The 26520-nt window shown below is 59.1% G+C and carries 25 protein-coding genes; 8 read left to right on the forward strand and 17 right to left on the reverse strand.

The window, feature by feature from the left end; translation table 11 throughout:
* The first annotated feature begins 28 nt into the window (after window positions 1–28).
* Entirely contained in the window at window positions 29–661 is a 633-nt protein-coding gene (locus ABJO75_RS03495; RefSeq protein WP_348131129.1) for an MT-A70 family methyltransferase, read from the forward strand.
* A 4-nt stretch (window positions 662–665) separates the two neighbouring features.
* Here the strand turns inward: ABJO75_RS03495 and ABJO75_RS03500 are convergent, their stop codons facing one another.
* The 4 genes from ABJO75_RS03500 to ABJO75_RS03515 form a co-directional block, all read right to left on the reverse strand.
* Entirely contained in the window at window positions 666–1457 is a 792-nt protein-coding gene (locus ABJO75_RS03500; RefSeq protein ID WP_348131132.1) for a BglII/BstYI family type II restriction endonuclease, read from the reverse strand.
* Window positions 1457–3235, reverse strand: a complete 1779-nt coding sequence (gene aspS, locus ABJO75_RS03505; protein ID WP_348131135.1) for an aspartate--tRNA ligase — start codon at window positions 3233–3235, stop codon at window positions 1457–1459. The genes ABJO75_RS03500 and aspS overlap by 1 nt, the downstream gene beginning before the upstream one ends.
* A gap of 64 nt (window positions 3236–3299) precedes the next feature.
* Window positions 3300–3965, reverse strand: a complete 666-nt coding sequence (locus ABJO75_RS03510) for an aminotransferase class IV family protein (RefSeq protein WP_348131138.1) — start codon at window positions 3963–3965, stop codon at window positions 3300–3302.
* Window positions 3920–5041 (reverse strand): aminodeoxychorismate synthase component I, encoded by a 1122-nt coding sequence (locus tag ABJO75_RS03515; RefSeq protein WP_348131141.1) that lies wholly within the window; start codon window positions 5039–5041, stop codon window positions 3920–3922. Before ABJO75_RS03515 ends, ABJO75_RS03510 begins: the two co-directional genes overlap by 46 nt.
* Before the next feature lie 188 nt (window positions 5042–5229).
* On the opposite strand from ABJO75_RS03515, the gene carB reads away from it, so the two are divergent.
* The gene (gene carB / locus ABJO75_RS03520) at window positions 5230–8586 is read left to right on the forward strand and encodes a carbamoyl-phosphate synthase large subunit (protein WP_348131144.1); all 3357 of its coding nucleotides are present in this window, start codon (window positions 5230–5232) and stop codon (window positions 8584–8586) included.
* Between the two features lie 295 nt (window positions 8587–8881).
* The gene (locus ABJO75_RS03525; RefSeq protein ID WP_348131147.1) at window positions 8882–9502 is read left to right on the forward strand and encodes a VPLPA-CTERM sorting domain-containing protein; all 621 of its coding nucleotides are present in this window, start codon (window positions 8882–8884) and stop codon (window positions 9500–9502) included.
* 112 nt (window positions 9503–9614) lie between these two features.
* Here the strand turns inward: ABJO75_RS03525 and ABJO75_RS03530 are convergent, their stop codons facing one another.
* The 3 genes from ABJO75_RS03530 to ABJO75_RS03540 all read right to left on the reverse strand — a co-directional run bounded on the left by ABJO75_RS03530 (window position 9615) and on the right by ABJO75_RS03540 (window position 12298).
* Complete coding sequence (locus ABJO75_RS03530; RefSeq protein ID WP_348131149.1) at window positions 9615–10985, reverse strand: glutamate--cysteine ligase; 1371 nt, start codon at window positions 10983–10985, stop codon at window positions 9615–9617.
* 63 nt (window positions 10986–11048) lie between these two features.
* A complete protein-coding gene (locus tag ABJO75_RS03535; protein WP_348131152.1) occupies window positions 11049–11576 on the reverse strand; it encodes a hypothetical protein in 528 nt (175 codons plus the stop codon).
* Window positions 11573–12298, reverse strand: coding sequence for a 16S rRNA (uracil(1498)-N(3))-methyltransferase (locus ABJO75_RS03540; RefSeq protein WP_348131154.1), 726 nt, complete (start codon window positions 12296–12298; stop codon window positions 11573–11575). The genes ABJO75_RS03535 and ABJO75_RS03540 overlap by 4 nt, the downstream gene beginning before the upstream one ends.
* A 12-nt stretch (window positions 12299–12310) precedes the next feature.
* Here ABJO75_RS03540 and ubiA point away from each other — a divergent pair, with 12 nt between their 5' ends.
* Genes ubiA through ABJO75_RS03555 form a run of 3 tightly spaced genes read left to right on the forward strand, consistent with a single transcriptional unit; the run spans window position 12311 to window position 15578 of the window.
* The gene (gene ubiA, locus ABJO75_RS03545) at window positions 12311–13273 is read left to right on the forward strand and encodes a 4-hydroxybenzoate octaprenyltransferase (RefSeq protein ID WP_348131157.1); all 963 of its coding nucleotides are present in this window, start codon (window positions 12311–12313) and stop codon (window positions 13271–13273) included.
* Between the two features lie 60 nt (window positions 13274–13333).
* Entirely contained in the window at window positions 13334–15280 is a 1947-nt protein-coding gene (locus ABJO75_RS03550) for an OmpA family protein (protein WP_348131160.1), read from the forward strand.
* Entirely contained in the window at window positions 15267–15578 is a 312-nt protein-coding gene (locus ABJO75_RS03555; protein ID WP_348131163.1) for a hypothetical protein, read from the forward strand. Before ABJO75_RS03550 ends, ABJO75_RS03555 begins: the two co-directional genes overlap by 14 nt.
* Window positions 15579–15591: 13 nt before the next feature.
* On the opposite strand, the gene ABJO75_RS03560 is transcribed toward ABJO75_RS03555, so the two are convergent.
* The 9 genes from ABJO75_RS03560 to ABJO75_RS03600 form a co-directional block, all read right to left on the reverse strand.
* A complete protein-coding gene (locus tag ABJO75_RS03560; RefSeq protein WP_348131166.1) occupies window positions 15592–16029 on the reverse strand; it encodes a molybdenum cofactor biosynthesis protein MoaE in 438 nt (145 codons plus the stop codon).
* 3 nt (window positions 16030–16032) lie between these two features.
* Entirely contained in the window at window positions 16033–16278 is a 246-nt protein-coding gene (gene moaD / locus ABJO75_RS03565) for a molybdopterin converting factor subunit 1 (protein WP_348131169.1), read from the reverse strand.
* Complete coding sequence (gene pgsA / locus ABJO75_RS03570) at window positions 16278–16943, reverse strand: CDP-diacylglycerol--glycerol-3-phosphate 3-phosphatidyltransferase (protein ID WP_348131172.1); 666 nt, start codon at window positions 16941–16943, stop codon at window positions 16278–16280. The genes moaD and pgsA overlap by 1 nt, the downstream gene beginning before the upstream one ends.
* 98 nt (window positions 16944–17041) lie before the next feature.
* Window positions 17042–18922, reverse strand: coding sequence for an excinuclease ABC subunit UvrC (gene uvrC, locus ABJO75_RS03575; protein ID WP_348131175.1), 1881 nt, complete (start codon window positions 18920–18922; stop codon window positions 17042–17044).
* A 293-nt stretch (window positions 18923–19215) separates the two neighbouring features.
* Complete coding sequence (locus ABJO75_RS03580; RefSeq protein WP_348131178.1) at window positions 19216–19995, reverse strand: SDR family oxidoreductase; 780 nt, start codon at window positions 19993–19995, stop codon at window positions 19216–19218.
* Window positions 19996–20009: 14 nt separating this feature from the next.
* Window positions 20010–20957, reverse strand: a complete 948-nt coding sequence (locus ABJO75_RS03585; protein ID WP_348131180.1) for a calcium/sodium antiporter — start codon at window positions 20955–20957, stop codon at window positions 20010–20012.
* Between the two features lie 168 nt (window positions 20958–21125).
* Entirely contained in the window at window positions 21126–21923 is a 798-nt protein-coding gene (locus tag ABJO75_RS03590; protein ID WP_348131183.1) for a S49 family peptidase, read from the reverse strand.
* Between the two features lie 134 nt (window positions 21924–22057).
* The gene (locus ABJO75_RS03595) at window positions 22058–22819 is read right to left on the reverse strand and encodes an ABC transporter permease (protein WP_348131184.1); all 762 of its coding nucleotides are present in this window, start codon (window positions 22817–22819) and stop codon (window positions 22058–22060) included.
* On the reverse strand, window positions 22816–23745 hold the full coding sequence (locus ABJO75_RS03600; protein ID WP_348131187.1) for an ABC transporter ATP-binding protein: 930 nt from the start codon (window positions 23743–23745) through the stop codon (window positions 22816–22818). Before ABJO75_RS03600 ends, ABJO75_RS03595 begins: the two co-directional genes overlap by 4 nt.
* Before the next feature lie 184 nt (window positions 23746–23929).
* On the opposite strand from ABJO75_RS03600, the gene ABJO75_RS03605 reads away from it, so the two are divergent.
* Complete coding sequence (locus ABJO75_RS03605) at window positions 23930–24910, forward strand: DMT family transporter (RefSeq protein WP_348131189.1); 981 nt, start codon at window positions 23930–23932, stop codon at window positions 24908–24910.
* A gap of 112 nt (window positions 24911–25022) precedes the next feature.
* On the forward strand, window positions 25023–25763 hold the full coding sequence (locus ABJO75_RS03610) for a helix-turn-helix transcriptional regulator (RefSeq protein WP_348131192.1): 741 nt from the start codon (window positions 25023–25025) through the stop codon (window positions 25761–25763).
* Here ABJO75_RS03610 and ABJO75_RS03615 read toward each other — a convergent pair.
* Entirely contained in the window at window positions 25746–26426 is a 681-nt protein-coding gene (locus ABJO75_RS03615; protein WP_348131194.1) for a hypothetical protein, read from the reverse strand. The genes ABJO75_RS03610 and ABJO75_RS03615 overlap by 18 nt on opposite strands.
* Window positions 26427–26520: the final 94 nt, after the last annotated feature.

Consider the following 26520-nt stretch of genomic DNA (forward strand, 5'->3'; position numbering starts at 1 on the left):
AGGACGGAGATCCAGCAATATGTGGGATATGTCTGATAGCCCCTCACAAGATCTGTCAAAATTCCTCGGATCCGATCGTTTTGCGACGGTGATGGCCGATCCTCCGTGGCGGTTCACCAACCGCACCGGCAAAGTCGCGCCTGAACACAAGCGTCTTGCGCGCTATCCGACCATGACACTTGATGACATCTGCGCCTTGCCGGTTGCAGATCATCTTGAGGATCGCGCGCATTGCTATCTGTGGGTGCCCAACGCGCTACTACCCGAAGGGTTGCAGGTGCTTAGCGCTTGGGGGTTTGATTACAAATCCAACATCATCTGGCACAAGATTCGCAAGGATGGCGGCAGCGATGGGCGTGGTGTTGGATTCTATTTCCGCAACGTGACCGAAATCTTGCTATTTGGCACGCGCGGCAAGAATGCCCGTACTTTGGCGCCCGGGCGGCGGCAGGTAAACATGATGCAGACCCGCAAGCGTGAACATTCGCGCAAGCCTGATGAACAGTATGATCTGATCGAAAGCTGCTCCTGGGGACCATATCTGGAGCTTTTCGGACGTGGTGTGAGGGATGGCTGGACCGTCTGGGGCAATCAGGCGGACGCCGATTACAAACCCGGGTGGAAGACATACGCCTATAATTCCGGCGTCGCCGCCGAGTAACGGCCTAGCTGTCCCTGCTGAACAAGTCAGGGGTGACTGCGGTATCGGCATTCACGTCCTCGGGCGAATCCACCAGAACACCCGCAGGCAATCCGACCAGCAACAAGGGGCAAGGGTTACCAACCCCCCGCGCCACGCGGTCGTCCAATTTGGACCAATGGGTCGAAGCCTGCCCGAATTTACTGGCGACAAAGGTCTTGGCAAACGCCTCTGCAAACGGTACGCCGCGTTCCACCTGACGGGCAACGGCATCGCGTTGCGCACGGGTGCGTTCGGTGATGCCTAGGCGTTCCAGATGTTCTTCACTGTCCAGCCCCTGTGCCTTCATCCAACCGGTGATCCGTGGCAGGAAGGCGTCCTGCATCGACGCACCACGGGTCACAATGATCCCGACCGAGATCGCCGACAGCCCGTGCAGCCGTTGAAAATTTTCGAGATCGCGGTCAAAGAAAGGGTCCTTGTTGTTCCACTCGATCTCAAGCGCCAAGGTGCCGCTTCCCGCAAAGCGAACATGGTCGACTTCGTGGCTCACGCCAGCGCGGGTCTGGCCGTCGACGATGGTTTCGACAGAAAAATGATGCTTGCGCCAACCGCCAGCATCCAAGGCGCGGCGCAGCCTTTGGGTCTGTCCACTTTCACCGCCGCCTCCACCGATCAACTCGCTGATGTGGATGCGAAAATCGGCCAGCCGGGCCACCAGCCCGGCGAGGTCATCAGAAAAATCGAACGACAGGATAGCGTCCGCATGGTTGCGCGTTGCGATATCAAATCCCAGTTCGCGCAACCGGTCCAGCATCAGTCTTCCTGCGGTATCACTCGCAAACCAAGCTCCATCAGCTGATCGCTGGTCGGATCGCTCGGCGCGTTCATCATCAGGTCTTCGGCACGCTGGTTCATCGGGAACATGATAACCTCACGGATATTCGCCGTATCCGCCAGCAGCATCACGATGCGATCGATACCGGCGGCACAACCACCGTGCGGCGGCGCGCCATATTGGAACGCGTTGACCATGCCGCCAAAGCGTTTCTCGACTTCGTCCTTGCCATATCCGGCGATCTCAAACGCCTTGAACATGATCTCGGGCTTGTGGTTCCGGATCGCGCCCGAAACCAACTCATAGCCGTTGCAGGACAGGTCGTATTGATAACCGAGCACCTTGAGCGGATCGCCTTCCAGCGCTTCCATCCCGCCCTGCGGCATGGAGAACGGGTTGTGTTCAAAGTCGATCTTGCCGGTTTCCTCGTCCTGTTCGTAGATCGGGAAATCAACGATCCAAGCAAAGGCAAAGCGGTTCTGTTCAGTCAGCTTCAGCTCTACTCCGATAACATCGCGCGCCTTGCCAGCAACCTTTTCAAACGCCTTGGGTTTGCCGCCCAGAAAGAACGCTGCGTCGCCGACACCAAGACCCAGTTGTTCACGGATCGCCTCGGTACGTTCCGGGCCAATGTTCTTGGCCAGCGGTCCGGCGGCTTCCATGCCCTGCCCTTGATCGCGCCAGAAGATGTAGCCCATCCCGGGCAGACCCTCTTTCTGGGCAAAAGCATTCATCCGGTCGCAGAACTTGCGCGACCCGCCAGTGGGTGCCGGAATGGCGCGGATCTCGGTGCCGTCCTGCTCCAGCAGCTTGGCAAAGATCGCAAAACCGGATCCACGGAAATGCTCGGAACAATCCTGCATCTTGATTGGGTTGCGCAAGTCGGGCTTGTCGGTGCCATACCAAAGGGCCGCGTCGCGATAGCTGATCTGTGGCCAGTCAGTGTCGACCTTGGCCCCTTCGCCGAATTCTTCGAATACGCCTTGCAAGACCGGCTGAATCGTGTCGAACACATCCTGCTGAGTGACAAAACTCATCTCGAGGTCGAGCTGGTAGAAATCGGTGGGCGAACGATCGGCGCGCGGGTCTTCGTCGCGGAAACAGGGCGCGATCTGGAAGTACTTGTCGAACCCGCTGACCATAATCAGCTGCTTGAACTGCTGTGGTGCCTGTGGCAACGCATAGAACTTGCCCGGATGCAGGCGGCTTGGCACGAGGAAATCGCGCGCGCCTTCGGGACTGGACGCAGTGATGATCGGCGTCTGGTATTCGCGGAACTTGCGATCCCACATGCGGCGGCGCATCGACGCCACGACATCGGACCGCAGCGTCATGTTTGCCTGCATCGCCTCGCGCCGCAGATCGAGATAGCGATACCGCAGGCGGGTTTCCTCGGGATATTCCTGATCGCCAAAGACCATCAACGGCAGTTCGGCCGCCGCGCCCAGAACTTCAAGTTCGCGCACGTAGACTTCGATTTCGCCGGTGGGCAGCTTGGCGTTGATCAACTCGGCGTCTCGCGCCTTGACGGTCCCGTCAATCCGGATGCACCACTCGCTGCGCACCTTTTCCAGCTCTGCAAAGGCGGGGCTGTCGCCGTCACACAAAATCTGCGTCACGCCGTAGTGGTCGCGCAGGTCGATGAACAAAACCCCGCCATGATCTCGGACCCGATGGACCCAGCCGGACAGGCGGACGGAATCGCCGACATTGGCGGCAGTCAGTTCGGCGCAGGTTTGGCTGCGATAGGCGTGCATGGGGTTTGCCTCGTTTTGGGTGGTTTCTGGCGTCGCGCCGGTACACAAGGCTGCGCCGCAAAAGTCAAGCCGTGATGACCCCGTCAGCGCCTTGAAACCGGCACCGGATCAGCCCGCGCAGCGCATTTCCGACCCAAACGGCCTCTGCATTCACCAAATCATCCAATGTCAGCACCTGTTCGGTCCAGTCACCGCTTGCGAGCAACCGCCCCCGCAGCACCCCGGGCAAAAGACCACAGGACAGGGGCGGTGTGACGTGTCGTCCACCGCAGAGCCGAAGAAAGAGGTTGGTGATCGTGCCCTCGCAAAGTTCGTCGCGCTGGTTCAGAAACAGCAACTCGTCCACCCCCGCGGGCAATGCCGCGCGCGCGCGATCATAAAGGTCGCGATTGGTGGTCTTGTGACGCAACCATGGGTCAGCCGACGCCACCCGATCGCGCGCCACGGCCAAAGTCCAGACAGATGCAGGTGGACCCAGCGGTGTTGTTGTCAGATCAAACCGACCGTCGAGGCCCAGCGTCAGGCGACAGCGTTGCCATTGATCCCCTGCCACCGACTCCAATTGTGAACGCGCCACGTTGTGATCGAATGCAATTCCCAATGCGCGCGCTGATCCTGCCATCCGGTCCAGATGCGGATCGACATTGATCGCACCCTGCCCCGCCCGCCAGGCGAAGGTTTCGATCAGCCGTGTACCGGGTGGGATATCGCCGAAAACCGGGCTTTCCATAGCGCCTCTTCATATTCGCTGTCCGCATCGCTGTCATAGACCACGCCGCCACCCACATTCAGCCGCGCCTGCCCGTCTTCAAGCAAGATCGTGCGGATCGCGACGTTAAAGCTGCTCCGCCCATCCGGCGCGACCCAGCCGATACTGCCGCAATAGATATCGCGCGCATCGCTCTCTAATGCGCGGATAATCTCCATCGCGCGAATCTTGGGGGCGCCCGTGATCGAACCGCAGGGGAACAGTGCCTTGGCGATCTCACTCAACCCGACCCCCGGTCGCAACTGCGCGGTCACTTGTGACACCATCTGGTGCACACTCGCATAGCTCTCAACGTGATAGAGGCGCGGCACCTGCACTGATCCCGGCTGGCTGACACGGGACAGATCGTTGCGCAGCAGGTCAACGATCATCAGGTTCTCGGCACGATTCTTGATGTCACTTTCCAAAAACGCCTTTCGGCGGGCATCGTCGGCGGCATCTGCGCCCCGTGGCTGCGTGCCTTTCATCGGCATTGTCTCGATTGCCCCGGCGCCATCAGTGCGAAAGAACAACTCAGGCGAACGACACAGCAGGTCGGGCAATCCATCCTGTTCAACCAACGCGCCGAACCCGACAGGTTGCCGTTCCATCAACGCCGCATACAAATCCTGCGCTCCACCATGTGCGGTCGCACGCAACGGAAAAGTCAGGTTCGCTTGATAGATGTCCCCGGCGCGAATCAGGCTGTGCACCTGCTCGAATGCAATGCGGTACTGCTCGCGGCTCCAATCCGGTTCAAACGCCCCTAAACCAGCCGGGCCGCGGTTCAAGTTTCCTTGACTCGGAGCGTCATAGACCCCAAAGCAGATCAACGGCAATCGCCGCTGATCCGGCATCAGCCCGGCCAGCTTAGGTTCCAGCGCATAGCCCAGTTCATAGCTGCAATACCCGGCCAGCCAACGCCCGTCCGCTTGCGCGGCGTCCAGTTCGGCCAGCGCTGTCGCGACCTCGTCTGGACGATCTGCGCGGATCAGCTGTACCGGATCGCGAAACCAGTCGCCCAGTGCCTGCGGCCCATGATCAAAGCGAATATCCAACTGCGTCAAAGACCCCCGATAATCGCGCCCTCATAGCGACATCGTCGCAACCCGGCAACCAATGCATATGCGCCGTTACAGATTCTTGCCGCTTCTGGCCTTGCACATGCGCGGTCCATCCCTATAACGCAGGACAATTTGGGCACATTGGGGGTGCCTGAGATTCACCAGCCAAAAGGGGCCGCGCCATGCCGAAGAGAACCGACATCCAGTCGATCATGATCATCGGAGCCGGACCCATCGTGATCGGACAGGCCTGCGAGTTCGACTATTCAGGTGCTCAGGCCTGCAAGGCGCTCCGCGAAGAAGGCTACCGGGTCATTCTGGTCAACTCGAACCCGGCGACGATCATGACTGATCCGGAACTCGCCGACGCGACTTATATCGAACCAATCACCCCCGAAGTCGTCGCAAAGATCATCGCCAAGGAACGCCCCGATGCGCTGTTGCCGACCATGGGCGGGCAAACCGGGTTGAACACCTCGTTGGCGCTCGAAGAAATGGGAGTTCTGGCGGAATACGGGGTCGAGATGATCGGCGCCAAGCGCGAAGCCATCGAAATGGCCGAAGACCGCAAGCTGTTCCGCGACGCGATGGACCGTCTGGGCATCGAAAACCCAAAGGCAACCATTGTCACCGCGCCCAAAGGGGCGAACGGCAAGAAAGATCTCGCCGAAGGCGTGCGCATCGCGCTTGAGGCGCTGGAAGAGGTCGGTCTGCCCGCCATCATCCGCCCCGCCTTTACCATGGGCGGCACCGGCGGCGGCGTCGCTTATAACCGCGACGATTATGAACATTTCTGCCGCTCGGGCATGGACGCCAGCCCGATGGGACAGATCCTGGTCGATGAATCCCTGCTGGGCTGGAAAGAATACGAGATGGAGGTGGTGCGCGACACTGCCGACAACGCCATCATCGTCTGCTCCATCGAAAACGTCGATCCGATGGGCGTGCACACCGGTGATTCGATCACCGTGGCCCCGGCCCTGACGCTGTCCGACAAGGAATACCAGATCATGCGCAACGGCAGCATCGCCGTGCTGCGCGAGATCGGTGTCGAAACCGGCGGATCAAACGTGCAATGGGCGGTAAACCCCGCCGATGGCCGTATGGTTGTGATCGAGATGAACCCACGGGTTTCCCGGTCCTCGGCGCTGGCCTCCAAGGCCACCGGTTTCCCCATCGCCAAGATCGCCGCGAAACTGGCCGTGGGGTACACGCTGGACGAGTTGGACAACGACATCACCAAGGTGACGCCGGCATCTTTTGAGCCGACCATCGACTATGTCGTCACCAAGATCCCGAAATTCGCCTTTGAGAAATTCCCCGGCTCCACACCCTATCTGACAACTGCGATGAAATCCGTGGGTGAAGCGATGGCGATCGGCCGCACGATCCACGAATCGCTGCAAAAGGCGCTGGCCAGCATGGAATCCGGCCTGACCGGGTTTGATGAGATCGAAATTCCCGGCGTCACCGTTGGCACTTGGGACATTGTCGAGGACAAGGCCGCCGTCATCAAGGCCATCAGTCAGCAGACGCCAGACCGGATGCGCACCATTGCGCAGGCCATGCGCCACGGGATGGACGACGACGAAATCCACGCCGTCACCATGTTCGATCCTTGGTTCCTCGCCCGTATCCGCGAGATCGTTGAGACCGAAGCAAATTTGCGTAAGTCTGGGTTGCCCACAAACACCGAAGACCTGCGCGCGCTCAAGATCATGGGCTTTACCGATGCAAGGCTTGGTTTCCTGACCGGGCGGGACGAGGCCAATGTCCGCCGCGCCCGGCACAATCTTGATGTCACCGCCGTGTTCAAGCGCATCGATACCTGCGCCGCCGAATTCGAGGCGCAGACGCCCTACATGTACTCGACCTACGAAATGCCGATGATGGGCGAGATCGAATGCGAAGCGCGCCCATCCGACCGCAAGAAAGTCGTTATTCTCGGCGGGGGCCCGAACCGAATCGGTCAGGGGATCGAGTTCGACTATTGTTGTTGCCACGCCTGCTATGCGCTGACCGACGCGGGCTATGAAACCATTATGGTCAACTGCAATCCGGAAACAGTATCGACCGATTATGATACGTCAGACCGGCTATACTTTGAGCCGCTCACCCTGGAGCATGTGCTCGAAATCCTGCGGGTGGAGCAACAGAACGGCACCCTGCATGGCGTCATCGTGCAGTTCGGTGGACAGACCCCGCTGAAACTGGCCAATGCCCTGCAGGACGAAGGCATCCCGATCCTTGGCACAACACCAGATGCGATTGATCTGGCCGAGGACCGCGAGCGGTTCCAGCAACTGGTGCAGAACCTTGGCCTTAAGCAACCGCATAATGGCATCGCCAGCACCGACGCTCAGGCCTTTGAAATTGCCAAGGACATTGGCTTTCCTTTGGTCATTCGCCCCTCCTACGTTCTGGGCGGACGTGCCATGGAAATCGTGCGCGATCAGGCGCAGCTTGAACGCTATATCTCAGAAGCGGTTGTGGTCTCCGGCGACAGCCCGGTGCTGCTTGACAGCTATCTCTCCGGAGCTGTTGAACTGGACGTAGATGCGATTTGCGACGGCACTGATGTGCATGTCGCGGGCATCATGCAGCATATCGAAGAGGCCGGCGTGCATTCTGGCGACAGCGCCTGTTCGCTGCCACCCTATTCGCTGGAGCCTGCGATTATCGAAGAGGTCAAAGCCCAAACCAGTGCACTGGCGCGTGCGCTGAACGTCGTCGGCCTGATGAACATCCAGTTTGCGGTCAAGAACGGCGAGATCTTTCTGATCGAGGTCAATCCCCGCGCCAGCCGCACCGTACCCTTTGTTGCCAAGGCCACCGATTCCGCAATTGCATCGATCGCGGCCCGGGTGATGGCGGGCGAACCGCTGTCAAACTTCCCGATGCGCGCGCCCTATGACGTCGACGCAGGCTATGACACGGTATTGCCACTGGCGGACCCGATGACGCTGGCCGATCCGAACATGCCGTGGTTCTCGGTAAAAGAGGCCGTCCTGCCCTTTGCCCGTTTCCCCGGCGTCGACACCATTCTGGGGCCGGAAATGCGCTCGACCGGCGAGGTCATGGGTTGGGACCGCGATTTCCCCCGCGCCTTTCTCAAGGCGCAAATGGGGGCCGGCATGGTGCTGCCCACCTCGGGCTGCGCGTTCCTGTCGATTAAGGATGACGACAAGACTCCACAGATCATCGAGGCTGCGCAGATACTGACCGACCTCGGCTTTACCCTTGTCGCCACACGCGGAACGCAAAGCTGGTTGGCGGATCAGGGCATTGCTTGCGGTGTCGTCAACAAGGTCTACGAGGGCCGCCCCGACGTCACCGACATGATGAAAGACGGTGGCGTGCAGTTGGTGATGAACTCTACCGAAGGCGCGCAAGCGGTCGAGGATTCCAAATCGATCCGCACCATCTCGCTTTATGACAAGATCCCCTATTTCACCACAGCCGCCGGCAGCCACGCCGCGGCACTTGCGATCAAGGCGCAGGCCGAAGGGGACGTTGGCGTCAAGAGCTTGCAAGGATAGGAACGAAGTTGAGGGCGGGCGGATTCAAACCCTCAATTATCCACTTATTTCACACTTAAAATTGTGCCGAAATTCAGGCGCTCGCGCGGTGATTGCAAGATCTTGTCCGTTGGAACAACTTTCTGTTAACCCCCCGGATCATATGGTTGATTTCGGAAGAACGCTGACATAAATGAGCGCTACTCCGCTGAGTTTTGGAGGATGGCAAGGCCCGTAGATTCCCGCATGTTTCGCGGCGCCTTGTTTGTTTGTGTAAGTGTTCGCGGGATAGGAAGAACTAGTTATGAAAGTAAGTATGAGCAGTATTCTGGCGGCACTGTCGTCAGCAGCGGCTTTGATGATCGGTGCAACTGCCGCACAGGCGACGACAGTTCAAAGCATAACTCACAACTCGGTCGGTATTGACCAACAATACTACAGCCAAGGCATCACCATCGGGACGCGCTACGATTGGGACACCATCTCTTTCGCGTTCGACATGCAGAGCGGCGCAGGCTTTGATCCCTACTCCGAGGGCGATCTCTTTATTCTGACCGAGGACCATCTTGGCGCCCCTGCAGATCTTGGTGCGTCGACTTCGGGCTTTTTGGCGCAGAGCAACGGTTTTGAAGATGGGTTCTGGACCTTCGAGCGGGACGTCACGCTGGAAACCGGCTCGACCTATTATTTTGTGATGGGCGATCGTGAGAATGCCTCGACAACCCAGATCTTCGGGAACGAAGACCAGATGGCATACGGGCACGGTATCAGCGGGCTCAGCAGCGGCGCTTTCTCGGGTATTGTCGGCGATCTGGATTATGTGCTCCGAGGCGAAATCGCCACCACACCGGTTCCACTCCCAGCGACTGCGCTGATGCTCATGTTGGGAATTGGCAGCTTGGGCGCAGTTGCCGCACGGCGACGCCGCAGGGCCTGATTTCGATCAGCTGACGTCCTGACCCTGCCCGAGGCGAATTTCACATTGCGCCTCGGGAAAAGGCTATCATTGCATCAGCCGCAGCTTTATCTAGCTGCGGCTGATGTGCGTTTCAGTAGCTGTAATCCGCATAAATCCGGTCAAGATCGCCATTCCAGTCGCCCTCATACCGGGAGAGCAGTTCGTCAGCCGGGACCTGACCGCTTTCGAGGCTTTCCTTGAGGGCGTTCAGGAAGTGGGTCTCGTCGGGGACCATGCCCCCCGCCCCCGGCCGCGCCCGTGCTTGCAATCCGGCGTTGGCAATTGCCACCACTTCGCGTGCAAGCTCGTGCATCTGGATGTCCCCGACGCGGGCCTGCAAGCCCTGCTCGCTCGCGGCGACACGCAGCGCCTGACGGATTTCGCTGTCCCAGTCCTTGGCGATGTCCCACGCCGCGTCCAGCGCAGCCTGATCATACATCAACCCAACCCAGAACGCAGGCAGAGCGCACAAACGGCGCCACGGCCCACCATCAGCGCCGCGCATTTCGATGAACTTCTTGATCCGCGCCTCGGGGAACAGCGTGGTCAGATGGTCTGCCCAATCCGATAGCTGCGGTTTTTCCCCGGGCAATGCCGGCAGCTCGCCCCGCAGAAAGTCGCGGAAAGACTGGCCAAGCGCGTCGATATATTCGCCATCGCGATAGACAAAATACATCGGCACATCGAGTGCGTATTCCACCCAGCGTTCAAAGCCGAACCCATCTTCGAACACAAAGGGCACCATGCCGGTACGGTCCGCATCCAGATCGCGCCACACCCGCGAGCGCCAGGACTTATGCCCGTTCGGCTTGCCATCCAGAAACGGTGAATTGGCAAACAGCGCCGTTGCCACAGGCTGCAAGGCAATGGCCACCCGCAGTTTCTGAACCATATCCACCTCGGATGCGAAATCGAGATTGACCTGCACGGTACAGGTGCGGCGCATCATGGTAGTGCCCATAGTGCCCACCTTTTGCATGTAGCCGTCCATCAACTTGTACCGACCCTTGGGCATCAGCGGCATTTGCTCGTGCGACCAGACCGGGGCAGCCCCCAGCCCGATAAAGCCAACACCAACCTTGTCGGCCACGTCTTTCACTTCGCGCAGGTGTTCGTTCACCTCGTCACAGGTCTCGTGAATGGTTTCCAGTGGTGCTCCGGACAGCTCCAACTGCCCACCCGGTTCGAGCGAGACATTGGCGCCGTCCTTTTCCAGCCCGATTAGGTTGCCACCTTCTTCGACTGGCGACCAACCATGCGCATCACGTAGCCCTTCCAGAACCGCCCTGACCGACCGTTTCCCTTCGTAAGGAATCGGCAAAAGCGTATCCTTGCAGTAGCCAAACTTTTCATGCTCGGTGCCAATGCGCCAATCGGTCTTGGGTTTGCACCCATCCGCCAGGTATTCCGCAAGCTGTTCGTAACGTTCGATCTGTCCGCCGCCGGACTGTGGAATAGACATGAGTACGCTCCGAACCTTTGTCGATGTTTTGGCGGTCAGGAGTGCGGTGAATTCGCCGGGCTGTCAATGCAGCCTTTGGTGTTCGGGGCGCAATGAACCACGCGACCAGATCACAACCGGGTGTAGCGGCCCATTCTGGAGTTCCGCCAACATCCGCTCGGTTCGGATACCCGGCAGCGCCGCAAAGACATCAAACAGAGCCTCGGACCCTTCGGCATTGACCGGTATCTGCAGCTCTGGTTGCCCAGATTGCGCCAGCACCCAATGCGCCGGTTTTCCGCCGGGAATCAATACGATACTGTTCAGATCCGCGACCGCGACCGCGCCGCCGCCAAGTGGGCCAAAATAGGTGATCTGGCCTTCGTCCACCTGCACAACGCCCGGCCCGCCACCGCCCGAGCGGAACCGAGCCTTTTGCACGCCGACAAAGCTCTGCGCCACCCCACCGAGCATCAAAGCGCCACCGACCCAGCCCAACAACCCTCCGGGCCCCAGCACCCACCAAAGCCCTAGCAGGATCATCGCCGCTCCGGCCAAAGCCTCGCGCCACCGCCAGAGGGCGGCACGCAGTTCCGGGCGGATAAAGCTCACCGCCAATCCCCCAGTGCCTGTTGCCACAAGGTCATCGCCGCTACGGCTGCGGTATCCGCGCGCAGGATTCGGGGGCCGAGGCTGACAACGTGAGATTGAGGCATCGCTGCCAAACGCGCGCGTTCGGGGTTCGAAAACCCGCCTTCGGGACCGATGAGAATCGCCCACGGACCCGCGGCGATCCCCGGCGCCAAGCCGAGTTTCGCCCCAACTTCGACTTCATCGCAGAACATGAGTTGCCGGTCGCTGGGCCAGTCGGCCAGCAGCCGGTCAAGTTTTTGCAGGGGCGCAACCTCGGGCACAAAGGTGCCGCCACATTGCTCTGCCGCTTCGACAGCATGAGCCTGCAGCCGATCCTGCCGAATTCGTTCGGCATTGGTGAACGCGGTCTGCACAGGCAGGATGCGCGCGGCCCCCATCTCGGCAGCCTTTTCGACAATGAAATCGGTTCGGGCCTTTTTAATCGGGGCAAACAGCAGCCACAGATCGGGTGGCATCATCAATGCGCGTGTCTGTTCTTCGCAGGTCAAGACACCGCCTCGCTTGCCCGCCTCGGTCACTGTGGCGCGCCATTCGCCATCGCGCCCGTTGAACAACAGTACGGCATTGCCAGCGCTCTGACGCATCACCCCGAATAGGTAATGCGCCTGCTCCCGGTTTAAAGGAACCGATTGCCCCTGCCCCAAGGGCTGCTCTACAAACAGTCTGATTTTCGCGTTCATGAGAGACTACATATGCAAGGCAAAGCGCCAATGCCAGATGGTCAGGTCGCCGACGCGCCCAGCGATAACTGGGTTGACCGATACGCACCCGAAGCCACGCGGCCCTATCTGCGGCTCAGCCGGGCGGATCGGCCCATTGGCACATGGCTGTTGCTGATCCCGTGCTGGTGGGGTTTGGCCTTGGCCATGCTGTCGGATCAGTTGCCCCGTTGGGAGGACGCATGGATCGCGCTTGGGTGTGCTCTCGGGGCGTGGCTGATGCGCGGGGCGGGCTGTACTTGGAACGACATCACCGACCGCGATATTGACGCAAAGGTTGCCCGCACCCGGTCGCGCCCTATCCCCTCTGGGCAGGTCAGCGTATGGGGCGCGGTGATCTGGATGTGCGCGCAATCCCTGCTGGCCTTCTGTATCTTGCTGACGTTCAACCGGATGGCGATATCACTTGGTATCCTGTCGCTGCTGCTGGTCACGATCTATCCTTTTGCCAAACGCTTTACCTGGTGGCCGCAGATTTTTCTGGGCCTCGCGTTCAACTGGGGCGCGCTGCTCGCCTGGACGGCCCACACAGGCAAGGTCGAGCTGGCAGCCGTGCTGCTCTATCTCGCCGGAATCTGCTGGACCCTGTTCTATGACACGATCTATGCGCATCAGGATACCGAGGATGACGCGCTGATCGGGGTGAAATCGACGGCACGTCTGTTTGGCGACAACACCGCGCATTGGCTGAAGTATTTCCTTGTGGCCGTTGTCGCGTTGATGGCCATTGGCGTCGTCGATGCGGCCGTTCCAAACGCCTCGCTGCTCGCCCTGATTCTGGCGTTGACCGGGCCGTGGGCCATGGGCTGGCACATGGCATGGCAGTTACGGGGCTTTGATACGAGTGATGACAAACGGATGCTTCACCTGTTTCGGCTCAATCGCGACACCGGCCTGATTCCGCTCATCTTCTTTTGCGCGGCGCTGTTCGCTTGATTGAACCCCGGCGCTTGGACCGTTATGACAGCCGGGTATCTAGGAAAATCTACACCGCCCATGCGCCAATCTCCGTTTCTTATTGCCTTGCTTTCATTCGCCATCGGCGGCGCGTTGTGTCTGGTTACGGCCAGCTTTGCAGTCACGGCGATCGAAGACGGTTCCGAGATCGAGGTGCGCCGGGTCCTTGATGAAGCGGAATATGATTGGGCCGAGGTCGAGGCCGATGGTCTGCAAGTCGTCCTGACCGGCACCTCTCCAACCGAGGCAAAACGCTTTGATGCCATCAGCCGGGTCGGCACCGTGGTCGACGCCGCACGAGTCATCAACCAGATGGATGTGCGCCCGACTGCCGCCCTTGCCGCTCCGCAGTTTTCCGCCGAGATTCTTCGCAACGACAGCGGCATTTCGATCATCGGCCTGATCCCGGCACAGACTGACCGCGAGGCACTGATCGAGCGGCTGACTGAAATCGCTGGCGACACGCCGGTGACGGATCTTCTGGAAACCGCGGCCTATCCCGTGCCACGCGGTTGGGACGATGCCCTTGGCTTTGCCGCGACCGCCCTGTCGCGCCTGCCCCGTTCGAAACTGTCTGTCGAAGCCGGTCTTGTGCGGATCACGGCGATATCAGACAGCGCCGAGGCCCGCGCCGCACTGGAAAAGGAACTCACCCGCGCAGCGCCACCGGGACTTCGCATGTCGATGGATATCGCCGCGCCCCGTCCGGTCATCACGCCCTTTACCATGCGTTTTCTGATCGACGAGGACGGCGCACGCTTTGATGCGTGCTCCGCCGAAAACGAGAAATCACGAGACCGCATTCTAAATGCCGCCTTTCGCGCAGGCCTGTCGGGCAATGATCGCTGTACCATCGGGATGGGTGTTCCATCGCCACAATGGTCCCGCGCCAGCGAACTGGCGATTGGCGCCTTGGCCGAGCTGGGCGGCGGATCAGTGACAATCGCAGATGCAGATATCACATTGGTTGCCGCGCAAGGTATCAATGCGGCAGTGTTTGATCGGGTCGTGGGCGAGCTTGAAACCGAATTGCCTGATGTCTTTGCGCTGCATGCGGTCCTGCCCGAACCTCCCGGAGATCTACCGTCCGGCCCACCCGAGTTTGTTGCCACGCTCAGCCCTGAAGGGCTGGTACAGCTGCGTGGCCGGCTGAGTGACGAGACCCTGCGACAGGCCGTGGACAGCTATGCCAAGGCACGGTTTGGCTCGGACGTGGTCTATACTGCAACGCGGCTGGTCAGTGACCTGCCGCAGGACTGGCCCATCCGGGTTCTGTCGGGGCTTGAGGCACTGGCACTTCTCAACAATGGCGCTGTGATCGTCACGCCTGAAAAAGTCGAACTGCGCGGCGTCAGCACCCGCGACGACGCCAACGCCTCGATCTCGGGCCTGTTGTCGGACAAGCTGGGCGAAGCAGAAACCTATAGCATCGATGTCACCTATCGGCCTCCGCCGCCACCGGTTGACGTGCCGCCCGACCCGGATGTCTGCGAAGCAGAACTGGCCGAGATCCAGGCGATCAACAAGATTCAGTTCGAACCGGGGTCTGCCACCATCGCAGCCGAATCGCTGGATACGATGAACGATATTGCCGACGTGCTGAAAGCCTGCGGTGAAATCCGGCTGGAAATTCAGGGGCACACGGACAGTCAGGGCCGTGAAAGCATGAACCAGCAGCTTAGCCAGGCGCGGGCGCAATCGGTGCTGAACGAGCTGCGTGCGCGTCGGGTTTTGACCTCGACCTATGTCGCTGTCGGTTATGGTGAAGCCAACCCGATCGAAAGCAACGATTCCGAGGCCGGTCGCGAAGCCAATCGGCGCATCGAATTCCGTTTGATCCGGCCAGAGCCGATCAAGGAAAAGCAGACCACCCTCGAAGCGGTGGCAGAACAATCTGCTGCGGAAAACGCCAACGCTGACGAGGATGCGGCCGAGACCGAAGAATCCAGCGACGACGAACAAGGATCAGAAAATGAACAGAACTGAGTTCATCATTGCCACGGCCATCATCCTGTTTGTCGCCTTTGCGGCAGGCTGGTTCGCAAACTGGCTGGTCCACCGTTTTACCCGCGTGAAACAGAGCGATGTCGCCGATCTCGACCGGATGAGCCAGGAATTGCACGAGGCCGAAGAAACCCGCGATCAGGCGATCACCTATCTACAGCAGCGTGAATCCGAATTGACCAACCAGCTGTCCCAAACCGAGGCGGAACTGAGCGCAGCAATGGACGGATTGCGTGATGCCCGCCTTGAGGCCGAAGAGTTGCGCGGCCGGATGGGGTAAAGCAGGCACGCCGCTACCAGCGATCCAGCGCCGCCTCGTCTTCGTCACGCGCCGCGACCCAATCCGCACCGCCACCGGTGATTTCCTTTTTCCAGAACGGCGCGCGGGATTTCAGATAATCCATCAGGAATTCTGCGGCCTCAAAGGCATCCTTGCGGTGGCGCGAGGCGGTGGCGACCATCATGATCTGCTCTCCCGGTTTCAAACGCCCGTGCCGGTGAATCACTAGCACATCCCCTAATGACCAGCGTTCTATCGCGTCGGTTGCGATCTGGGTCAGCGCACTCTGGGTCATGCCGGGATAATGCTCAATCTCCATCGCCACCAGATTGCCCTGTGCGTTGTCCCGCACGACGCCGGTAAAGGTTACGATTGCTCCCATACCGTCGCCTCCAAAGCCATGCAGCTCGGCAGCAAGGTCAAATGGAGCTTCTTGCACGCTTACGCGCATCGCCTAGCCTCCGGTCATTGGCGGAAAGAACGCCACCTCGCGCGCATCCGCAATCGGCGCATCAAAGTCGGCGAGTTCCTGATCGATGGCGACACGCAAGGCGCTCAGGTCGGAAAACGCAATTGCATAGCGTTCCTCGCGGTTGCTCAGCTCCGCCACCAATTCGGCCACGGTGGTCGCACTGGTTTCGACCTTTTCACGCGGCAGACCAATCCGCTCGCGCACCCATGCAAAATACAGAACATCCATCAGCGCACCTCCTTGAGAAACGGCAATGCCTTGCGCAGATAGTCGAACCCGGTCAGCAAGGTTAATGCGGCCGCCAGCCACAACAGCCAAAGACCGGCGCGCCCTGTCCATTCCATCGCTGCGGATTTCCAACGCAAGCCACGCAAGTCCGCAGCATCGCCATTCAGAATTTCACCAACCATCTGCGGATCCAAACCTGTGGTCGAAAGCCCCAGATAGTGTTCGAGTATGCCCTGCAAGAACAACACGGCAATGGCAACCATCTGTGCGGTTGTCTTCCACTTGGCGAGGTTGGTTACCTTGAGCGTGCCCGCCGTGTCCCCAAGATACTCGCGCAGCCCCGATACAAAAACCTCGCGAAACAGGATCACGGTCGCCGGCAGTACCAGCCAGGGCGACATCGACGAATATCCAACGATTACCATCAGCGCGATAATGACCATGGCCTTGTCGGCAATCGGGTCCAGCATCGCACCAATCTTGGTCTCCTGCTTCCACGCGCGGGCGAGGTACCCGTCGACCCAATCCGTGAGGGATGCGCTGACAAACAACAGCAGCGCGAACCAATCCGCGTAGGGCCGTTGGAAATATAGGAACATGACGGCAAGCCCCGGTGCCGCGAGCAGCCGCAGGATTGTCAGGATATTTGGCAGGTTCCAAGTCATTCCCGAACCCTACATCGCGGATTTGGAACATAAAAGTGTATGTTCAGTCCAAACGCCGATCACCGGCGGAAAACACCGATCCCAAGCGCGGCGACAAGTTACCCCTTGTCGTGAAAGAAATCATAGATGATTTCGGCAAGGCTGTTGGAAACACCATCTACTGCTTTCAGGTCGTTCAGATTGGCGCGGCTCACCGCCTTGGCGCTGCCGAAATGCGCGAGCAGTGCCCGCTTGCGCGTTGCTCCGACGCCGGGCACTTCGTCCAGCGGTGTTGCGCCCACGGCCTTGGCCCGCTTGGCCCTGTGGGTGCCGATGGCAAAGCGGTGCGCCTCGTCCCGCAAACGTTGTACGAAATACAGCACTGGATCATTGCGCTGCAATGCAAAGGGACGCGCCCCGGTGCGGTGAAACTCTTCCTTGCCATGGTCGCGGTCGACACCTTTGGCCACGCCCACCATCGGAATGTCCTGAACCCCGTGGGTCCGCATGATCTCGGCAACCGCGCTGACCTGCCCGGCCCCGCCGTCAATCAGCAACAAGTCAGGCCAGTGTCCCTTGTTCCGTTCCGGGTCTTCTTTCAATAGCCGCGCAAACCTGCGGTGTAGAACTTCTTTCATCATGCCAAAGTCATCGCCGGGCGTCAGATCATCGCCCTTGATGTTGAACTTGCGATAGCTGTTCTTCATGAACCCATCTGGCCCCGCCACTATCATTGCGCCAACCGCGTTGGTCCCCTGGATGTGGCTGTTGTCGTAAACCTCAATCCGCTCGGGCGGTGCATCCAGATCAAAGGCCTCGGCCAGTCCCCGCAACAGTTTTGCCTGCGTGGCGCTCTCGGACATCCGACGCGCCAGCGACTCGCGTGCATTGCGCAATGCGCCTGATATCAGTTCGGCCTTTTCACCGCGCTGAGGTACCAGAATCTCGACCTTGCGGCCTGCCTTGCCCGTCAGGGCCTCGGCCATCAGATCGACATTTTCAATTGCATCGGACAGGATCAGTTGGCGCGGCGGTTCCTTGTTGTCATAGAATTGGCCGACAAACGCTTCCATCACCTCGGCGGCGGACACATCCGGCCCGACACGCGGGTAAAAGTCGCGATTACCCCAGTTCTGATTGGCGCGGATAAAGAACACCTGAACACAGGCCTGCCCGCCATCCATGTGCAAGGCGATGACATCCGCCTCGGCCACGCCGCGCGGGTTGATGCCTTGCGTGGACTGCACTTGCGTCAGCGCCCGAATGCGATCGCGAAGCGCGGCGGCGCGTTCAAACTCCATCGCGTCCGAGGCCGCAGCCATCTGTTCGGCCAACTCCTCCTGCACTCGCGTGGATCGGCCGGACAGGAAAAGCTCAGCGTCACGGACGCTTTCGACATAATCGGTTTCAGAGATCAGTCCGACGCAAGGCGCGGAGCATCGCTTGATCTGATACAAGAGGCATGGCCGCGTGCGACCTTCGAACATCGCGTCCGAACAGTTGCGCAACAGGAACGCCTTTTGTAGCTGGTTCAGCGTTCGGTTGACCGCGCCCGCACTTGCAAACGGACCGAAGTAAGTGCCCTTTTCCTTCTTGGCTCCCCGATGTTTCTTGATCTGCGGAAAGGCGTGATCGCGCGCCACAAGAATGTTGGGAAAGCTTTTGTCGTCACGCAGGAGCACATTGTATTTCGGCTTTAGCTGCTTGATCAGGTTCTGCTCAAGCAGTAATGCCTCGGTCTCTGTACGGGTGGTCAGAAACATCATGCTGGCGGTTTCGCGGATCATCCGGTCGATCCGCCCACTGTGCGCCGCACTGGGTCGGGAATAGTTGGACACCCGCGCTTTCAGATTGCGCGCCTTGCCCACATAAAGAACACGGCTTTCGGAATCCAGCATCCGGTAAACGCCGGGCGAGGTATCAAGCGTCTTCAGATACCCTTGAATTCGGGCATGCCCGGTTGGCACCGGAGTCGCAGTATGTTCGATCTCGTCTGTCATTGGGCATACTTATGATTCTCTGCGTCTGGCTGCAATCTTGACCCGGACGGATCAACCCCTAACAAATCCACTGATTGTGTGGATAAGTCTGATGATATCTTTCGGGGATCGGGATATTTCCCTTAGTTTCGGCTGATTTCGCCGAATTGTCTAATTTTTAGGCAGATATTTAAGCCGTTGAAATACAACGAAACTTTTTACGGCGCGACGCAAGTTAATGATATTCAACACAAATTTGTATCAGAAACGTAACATCCAGGTGATCGGTGCAAAACTTGCGTCAAGCGAGACCGTCATTCCACCCCCAGAACGTCCGGAGTGCGCCAGCCAAGGTGCTGCCCGCCATCTACGCAAAGCAACTGACCTGTCACCGCAGGAGCATCCAGAAAGTAGCCCAAGGCAGCAGTAATATCGTTCGGGTTTGCTCCGCGTTCAAGAATCGTCGCCGCCCGCTGTGCGGCAAAGTGCGCGCCGGACTGGCGCTCTCCCTGCAGGGTCGGGCCGGGTCCGATCGCATTTACACGAATGGCCGGGGCAAGCGCGCGGGACGACGTTTGGGTCAATGCCCAAAGTCCCATCTTGGCCAATGTGTAGGTCATGAACTCGGGCGTCAGCTTGCGCACCCTCTCGTCGATCATGTTCACAATCAGACCCGAGGCCATTGGTTCCCCGGCGTCGTCGATCGCAGGAACCAACCGCTGTTCTGCCATCGCCTGTGTCAGCACGAACGGGGCGCGCAAGTTGCTGCCCATATGCCGATCCCAGCTTTCACGCGTGGCGCTCTGGAGGGAATCGTACTCGAAGATTGATGCATTGTTGACCAGACAGGTCACGGGCCCGCCTAGGGCCTCTGCTGCGGCTGGCAGCAACGCAGTCGACTGGGCTTCGTCCAGCAGGTCCGCCTTGAGTGCGACGGCGGCCTGCCCCATCGCCTTGATCTCGGAAACGACAGCATCTGCCTCGTCAGCCGAATGCGCATAGTGTACCGCGACGTCATACCCGCGTGCAGCAAGATACAGCGCCATCGCGCGCCCAAGTCGTTTTCCTGCTCCGGTGACGAGACTGCGTGACATGCGGGTTCTCTTCGTCAGATCAATATCGCGATGATGTAAACCGCATAGAGCGCGGTCAGAGCAATGCCCCAGATGCGCGTCATGTTCACGTGGAAGAATACAAACGGGATCAACAACAACGACGCGCCCAGCATAACCCAAAGATCCATTCGCAAGAACTCGGGATCAACTGGAATATCGCCAAAGAATGTGGCGATACCCACAATCGCCAACAGGTTGAACATGTTCGACCCGATGACATTGCCAAGTGCCACGTCTGCCTGCCGCCTTCGCGCTGCCATGACCGTGGTTGCCAGTTCCGGCAGCGATGTTCCCACCGCCACGAGCGTCAACCCGATCACCGTGTCACTGACACCGTATTCCTGCGCGATCAGCGACGCGTTTTCGACCAACAGATGCGCGCCAAGCGGCAAGCCGATCAGACCCAAGAGCAGATAGAGGCCGACGCGCCAATAGGGCATGTCAGGATCGGCCTCATCGATATCTACAATCCCATCGGGAACACCGCAGCGGCGGTGGGCGCGGGCTTCGCGCATCATGTCAAACAGCACCAACCCGAGCAGCGCCAACAGGATCAACCCGCTGCCAAGCGTAAACGTACCGCAGAACGCGAGCGCGATGAAAACAACCGAAGCGGCGATCATGAAGACATAGGTTTTACGGCTGTCACATTCGCTGGTGTGCAAGGTCGTCATCATCGCCGGTATACCAAGCACCAGCAGGATGTTGGCGGTGTTCGATCCGACCACGTTACCAAGTGCGATGCCCGGTGCATTGTCCTGGATCGCGCTGATCGCAATCAGCAATTCAGGCGCCGATGTCCCAAAGGCCACGATCGTCAGGCTGACAATCAGCGCCGGAACACCCAGCCGCAGGCTGAGGTTCACGGCCCCGCGCACCAAGGCGTCTCCTGCCATCAGCAGAATGACCAGCCCCAACATCGACAACAGCCAGGGAGTCATCCGCGCCCTCCATGGCCGCAGGAACATGGCCCTTTGCCGATACGGTACCGGCCGCAGGACGGGCACTTAGCCGAAGCCAGCCGCCGGCTGCCCGGCAGGCGCAGTTTGCCAAACATGGCAAGCACACCCATGCCGATCAGGAACAAGGTGACGATCTTGATGATCAAATCAGAGACCAAAACGCGCAAAGGCGGCGCGCTCCTCGATGCCGCAAACCGCATCGTCTACGATCTGCGCGCCGAAACGGGACAGAAACGGGCGGCGTATTTCGTGGCGCCGGAATTTTACCTTGTCGCCAAACCGGGCCTTCATCTTGGGTTTCAGATGTCCGACGCCATCGATCAGGCCTAGATCAGTCGCGCGCCGCGCCAGCCAGATTTCGCCGGTGAACAGATCCTTGGTGGTATCCAGCTTGTGCCCGCGGCGGGCCTTGATATGGGCAATGAAATTGTCGTGGATATCACCGAGCAGGACACGCAGACGGGCGACATCCTCTTCGTTTTCCGGGCGGAACGGGTCGAGCATGGATTTTGATTTCCCAGCGGTATAGACCCGCCGCTCGATCCCCTGTCGTGCCAGAAACACCTGTGCGCCGAACCCGGCGGAAATCACGCCGATGGACCCGACCACCGAGCTTTCATCAGCCCAGATTTCATCCGCCGCCGCAGCCAGCCAATAGCCGCCCGATGCGGCGACGTCTTCGACAAAGGCGACCACGGGGACCTTGGTTTCCTCGGATAGCCGCCGGATACGAGCGCCGATCAGCGAGGACTGCACCGGAGAGCCACCGGGCGAGTTGATCTCGAGTGCTACCATGTCGGGCTTGCCGCGATGGAACGCCTTTTCGAGGATCGGTGCGAGGGCGTGATCGCTAAGCGACCGTCGCCCGGCCATGCCAATCGCCCCGTGCAACCGGACGACAGAGACCAGAGGAGACTTTTTGCGGAAGGGGATGCGAAAGTTCATGCAATCGATGTAGAATGCCTCCCCCCGACAAACAAGATGTCGTCCCGAACAGATCCGCGCCCTACCCGCAATTCACGCAACGTCGGGCAAAATTGCCACTTCGCGCGACAGTAACAACCGCGTGGGTTGCAGACCTAGCTCCGAATGCGCCAACCAGTTTTGAAGATCCACCAGATCACCGTCACGCAAAGCACGGTAAACCCGGCGATCGCCAACAGGCTCAGACCAACCGGCACATCGGCGGTTCCGAAGAACGACCAGCGAAAGCCTGAAATCAGGTAGACCACCGGATTGAACAACGTGATCGTCTGCCAGATCGGCGGCAGCATCGAGATCGAATAGAACGACCCACCCAGAAAGATCAACGGCGTCACGATCAACAGGGGCACCAATTGCAGCTGTTCAAAATTTCCCGCCCAGATCCCGATGATGAATCCCATCAACGCAAAACTGAGACAGGTCAATAGCAGGAACAACACCATCGCGATCGGGTGCTGAATGGTCAGGTCGACAAACAGCGACGCGGTCAACAGGATCACCACACCGATGAACAGCGCCTTGGTCGCGGCCGCCCCGACAAAGCCCATCACGATTTCGAAAAAGTTGACCGGCGCGGACAGCAATTCATAGATGGTGCCAGTGAACTTGGGAAAATAGATGCCAAAGGCCGCATTGGATATGCCCTGCGTGATTACGGACAGCATCACCAAACCGGGCACGATGAACGCCCCATAGCTGACGCCTTCGACCTCTTGGATGCGACTGCCGATGGCCGCGCCGAACACCACGAAATAGAGTGACGTAGACAAGACCGGCGACAGGAAGCTTTGCATCAAAGTGCGAAAGAAGCGCATCATTTCAAAACGGTAGATCGCTCCGACAGCGGACATGTTCATGATGGCTCTCCCTTCACCAGATCGACAAAGATATCCTCAAGGCTGCTTTGCCGGGTCTGAACATCGCGCAGGGTCAACCCGGCGGCCGCGATACTGTTCAGCAATCCGGTAATTCCGGTGCGCGGGCCGTGAACGTCATAGGTGTAAATCAGACCCTCCCCATCGTTGCACAGCTCCAATGCATAACTTTCCAGCTCTGCAGGGATCGATTGCAGCGATTTGGTCAACTGTACCTCGATCTGCTTCCGACCCATCCGCGCCATCAGCGCAGCCTTTTCCTCGACCAGCACCAATTCGCCGCGCGTGATTATGCCGATCCGGTCGGCGATTGCCTCGGCCTCTTCGATGTAATGGGTGGTCAGGATGATTGTGACCCCATCCGCCTTGAGCTGGGCGACGGTGTCCCACATATCCTTGCGCAGCTCTACATCCACACCGGCTGTGGGTTCGTCCAGAAACAACACGCGCGGCTCGTGGCTGAGCGCCTTGGCGATCAACACCCGGCGCTTCATACCGCCGGACAGGGTGGTGATCTGGTTGTCCTTCTTGTCCCACAGGCTCAGCGTGCGCAGGATTTTTTCAAGATATGCGTCATCGCGCGGCTTGCCGAATAGCCCGCGAGAGAACCGCACCGAATTCATGACCGTCTCGAATGGTTGGAGGTTCACTTCTTGCGGCACCAGCCCGATCAGCGAGCGTGCGCCCCGGAATTCGGTTATGATGTCATAGCCACCAACGGTAACGTTTCCGCCGGTTGGCGTGGTGATCCCGCAAACTGTGGAGATCAGCGTGGTCTTGCCCGCGCCGTTTGGGCCAAGCAACGCCAGAATCTCGCCCTGCTCAATATCGAGACTGACCCCTTTGAGGGCCTGAAACCCACCATCATATGTCTTTTGCAGGTTCTTGATGGACAGTATGACTGACATGATCTCTCCACTGCCATGCGTTTTGAACTGCGCGACAGTATCCCCGTAAACGGGCCGCGACCAGAGCCCGAATGCACAGCCCATTGCGCGCCTGTGCAGGGGGTTGGGATGGACAAAACACCCCGCTGTGATAGCAATTCGCTCTGCGGCCACGGTATTTTCTGTCGCCGCCGGGAGTCGCTACATGCCAGAATTGATCCACAACCGGCCCGCCGCCGGGATTGCATTCATTATTGCCGGAATGGCTGCCATCTCGATCAATGACATGCTGATCAAACAGTTGTCAGGTGGGTATCCCCTGCATCAGTTGGTGTTCACCCGGTCGGCCATCGGATTGGTGTTCAGCCTAGCATTGGTGCAGATGGAGGGGGGATGGACCATCCTCAAAACGCGGCAACCCGGTCTCCATCTCTTGCGCGGCGTCATGGTGGTTCTGTCCAACATGAGCTTTTTCGTGGCGCTGGCAGTGATCCCGCTGGCGGATGCGACCGCGCTGTTCTTTGCCGCGCCGCTGTTCATCACCGTGCTGTCCATCCCGATCCTCGGCGAAAAGGTCGGTCCATTGCGTATCGGTGCCGTTCTGGTCGGATTCGCCGGGGTGCTGATCATGCAGCGCCCCTGGGCAAGCAGCACTGGTCCTGAAACGGACCGTCTCGTCCTGCTGCTCCCGGTCTTTGCCGCGCTGACCTATGCACTGTTGCAACTGATGACACGCAAGCTTGGCGCAACCAGCAAAGCATCGGCCCTGTCTGTATATATTCAGGTGATTTTCATTCTGGTGTCGCTGGGGTTCTGGATGGTCGCTGGCGACGGGCGCTTTGCAGAGGGCAGCGACAATGCCAGCATTATATTTCTGTTGCGGGCCTGGGTCTGGCCCGCGTCCGGGGACTGGGGCGTTCTGATCGGGCTTGGGCTAAACTCGGCGGTCATCGGTTATTGTCTGGCGCAGGCCTATCGGTTGGCGGATGTCGCAACGGTGGCCCCCTTTGAATACGTTCTGATGCCGATGGCGGTGTTCTGGGGCTGGTTTTTCTGGGCCGAGCTGCCTGACCTCGCGGTCTGGGCTGGCATGGCGATGATTGTCAGCTCCGGTCTCTTTGTCTTTCTGCGCGAGCAACAAAAGGCCCGTAAGATCGCCAGATCAGCGATCCGATCGCGAATTTAGACCGCACGACGCGGTCTTTCTTAACGTTACGTAATCTGCATTCTCGGGTTGCGGCAAAGTCGGTATATTATACGATCGGCCTATATTTTGTACGGATAAAATAAGAGCTGCCATGAGTGTTTTTCACGACCGCATTGCCAGCGCCATCGACGCATCCAAGAAATATGGCGGCAACCGCGCGCGACTATCCCGTGCGTTGGATATGAGCCCAAATTACATATCAACCATGCTCAGTACCAAGGCGTCGCCAAGCTGGGACATTTCCGTCAAGCTGGCCCGCGAGCTCGAAGTATCCCTCGCCTATCTGGCTGGCAGCACATCGCAACCGTTTGACGTTACCGATCTGGGAACTGATGGTCCGATCACGGATCAGGCGCTGAAATTCTTTGATCAGATCGCCGGAAGCCTCCGCGAAGCCGCAACGATGCGTGGTCAGGAACCCACGGTCGATGACATGATGTTGCGCTGGTTCAAATATGGCAGGCAACTGAGCGGCTTTGACAAGATTGTCGAGTGGTTTGATTTATACAAGGCGCCCAGTGGCCGGTCGAGCAGGATAGAGGTGTTGCGGATGGGAAGCAGCAGCCTCTCTGCACGAACACTCGGCGTTGCCGACAAGAAATCCCTGCAATTTGCGTTGGATGAGGTCCGCGACAGCGATCTGCAAAAGCGCCTTTTGCGCGACTATCGCACAGCCGCCGAGGGCCAACCTGTTCTGACCGAAGAGGCGCTGAACGTGCTGGCACCCGGCCATGCCGAGCAAATTCGTCTCGACTATATCCGGTTGCTGTTGCCGGTCATTTCGGAAACCGACGGCGATGTGATCATCAGCTACTCAAAGCCGCTCCGGTGACCGTATGAAGGACTCGGCCATATAGGCCAGATCACGACGGTTGGTCATCACGCAATACTCGGTGTTTTCCCGCGGCGCCGGAGGATCGACCCAGAATTGGGCATCCGGTATATAGCGGTTGAATCCATAGTGATAGCTCCCACCACGGCGCACATCGTCTTCGCGCAGGAACGCATAGGTCCAGTCCGGATTCCACTTTAGCGCCGAGATCATATGTCCGATCAAGACAAAGCGGCGCACCGTCTTGAGTGATCGACCCGCCGCGCGCGAAAAATGGAGATCGCCAAAGTAGCACAACCGCCCCTTGAGATCCTGCTCGAGCGGCGGCGCAACCCGTGTCACCATCTCGATCTCGCCATTGCCATATTGCCGGCGCATGGTGCGTCGCCAGTATTCCGTAATGCTGCCTTCACCCAGGTCATCCAGCCGCGCGCCTGCAACGGCAACAATCTCTCCGTCCTTTTCAAGCCGAAGCCAAAAACAGTTTTCGCCGGTAAAATCATTGAAGAATGGCGACATCTTCGGCGTCAGGTAAGGTTTGCCAATCGTTTCGATGATCTGGGGCACCCTGTCAAAATCCTGTTCGACATGCACAGCCAGACCATTCAGCAGCAGCTTTTCACGGCATATCGCGATCAGCTCTGCCTTTTCGTATTCTCCCATATGTCCCTCGTCGGATCAGTCCTTGCGATTTTGGGGCACTGATACCTGCGGCCCATACTGGCAATCGGGCCGCCATTGGACATCCCGGAGAAAA

It is taken from the genome of Sedimentitalea sp., assembly GCF_039973035.1.
Taxonomy (GTDB): domain Bacteria; phylum Pseudomonadota; class Alphaproteobacteria; order Rhodobacterales; family Rhodobacteraceae; genus Sedimentitalea.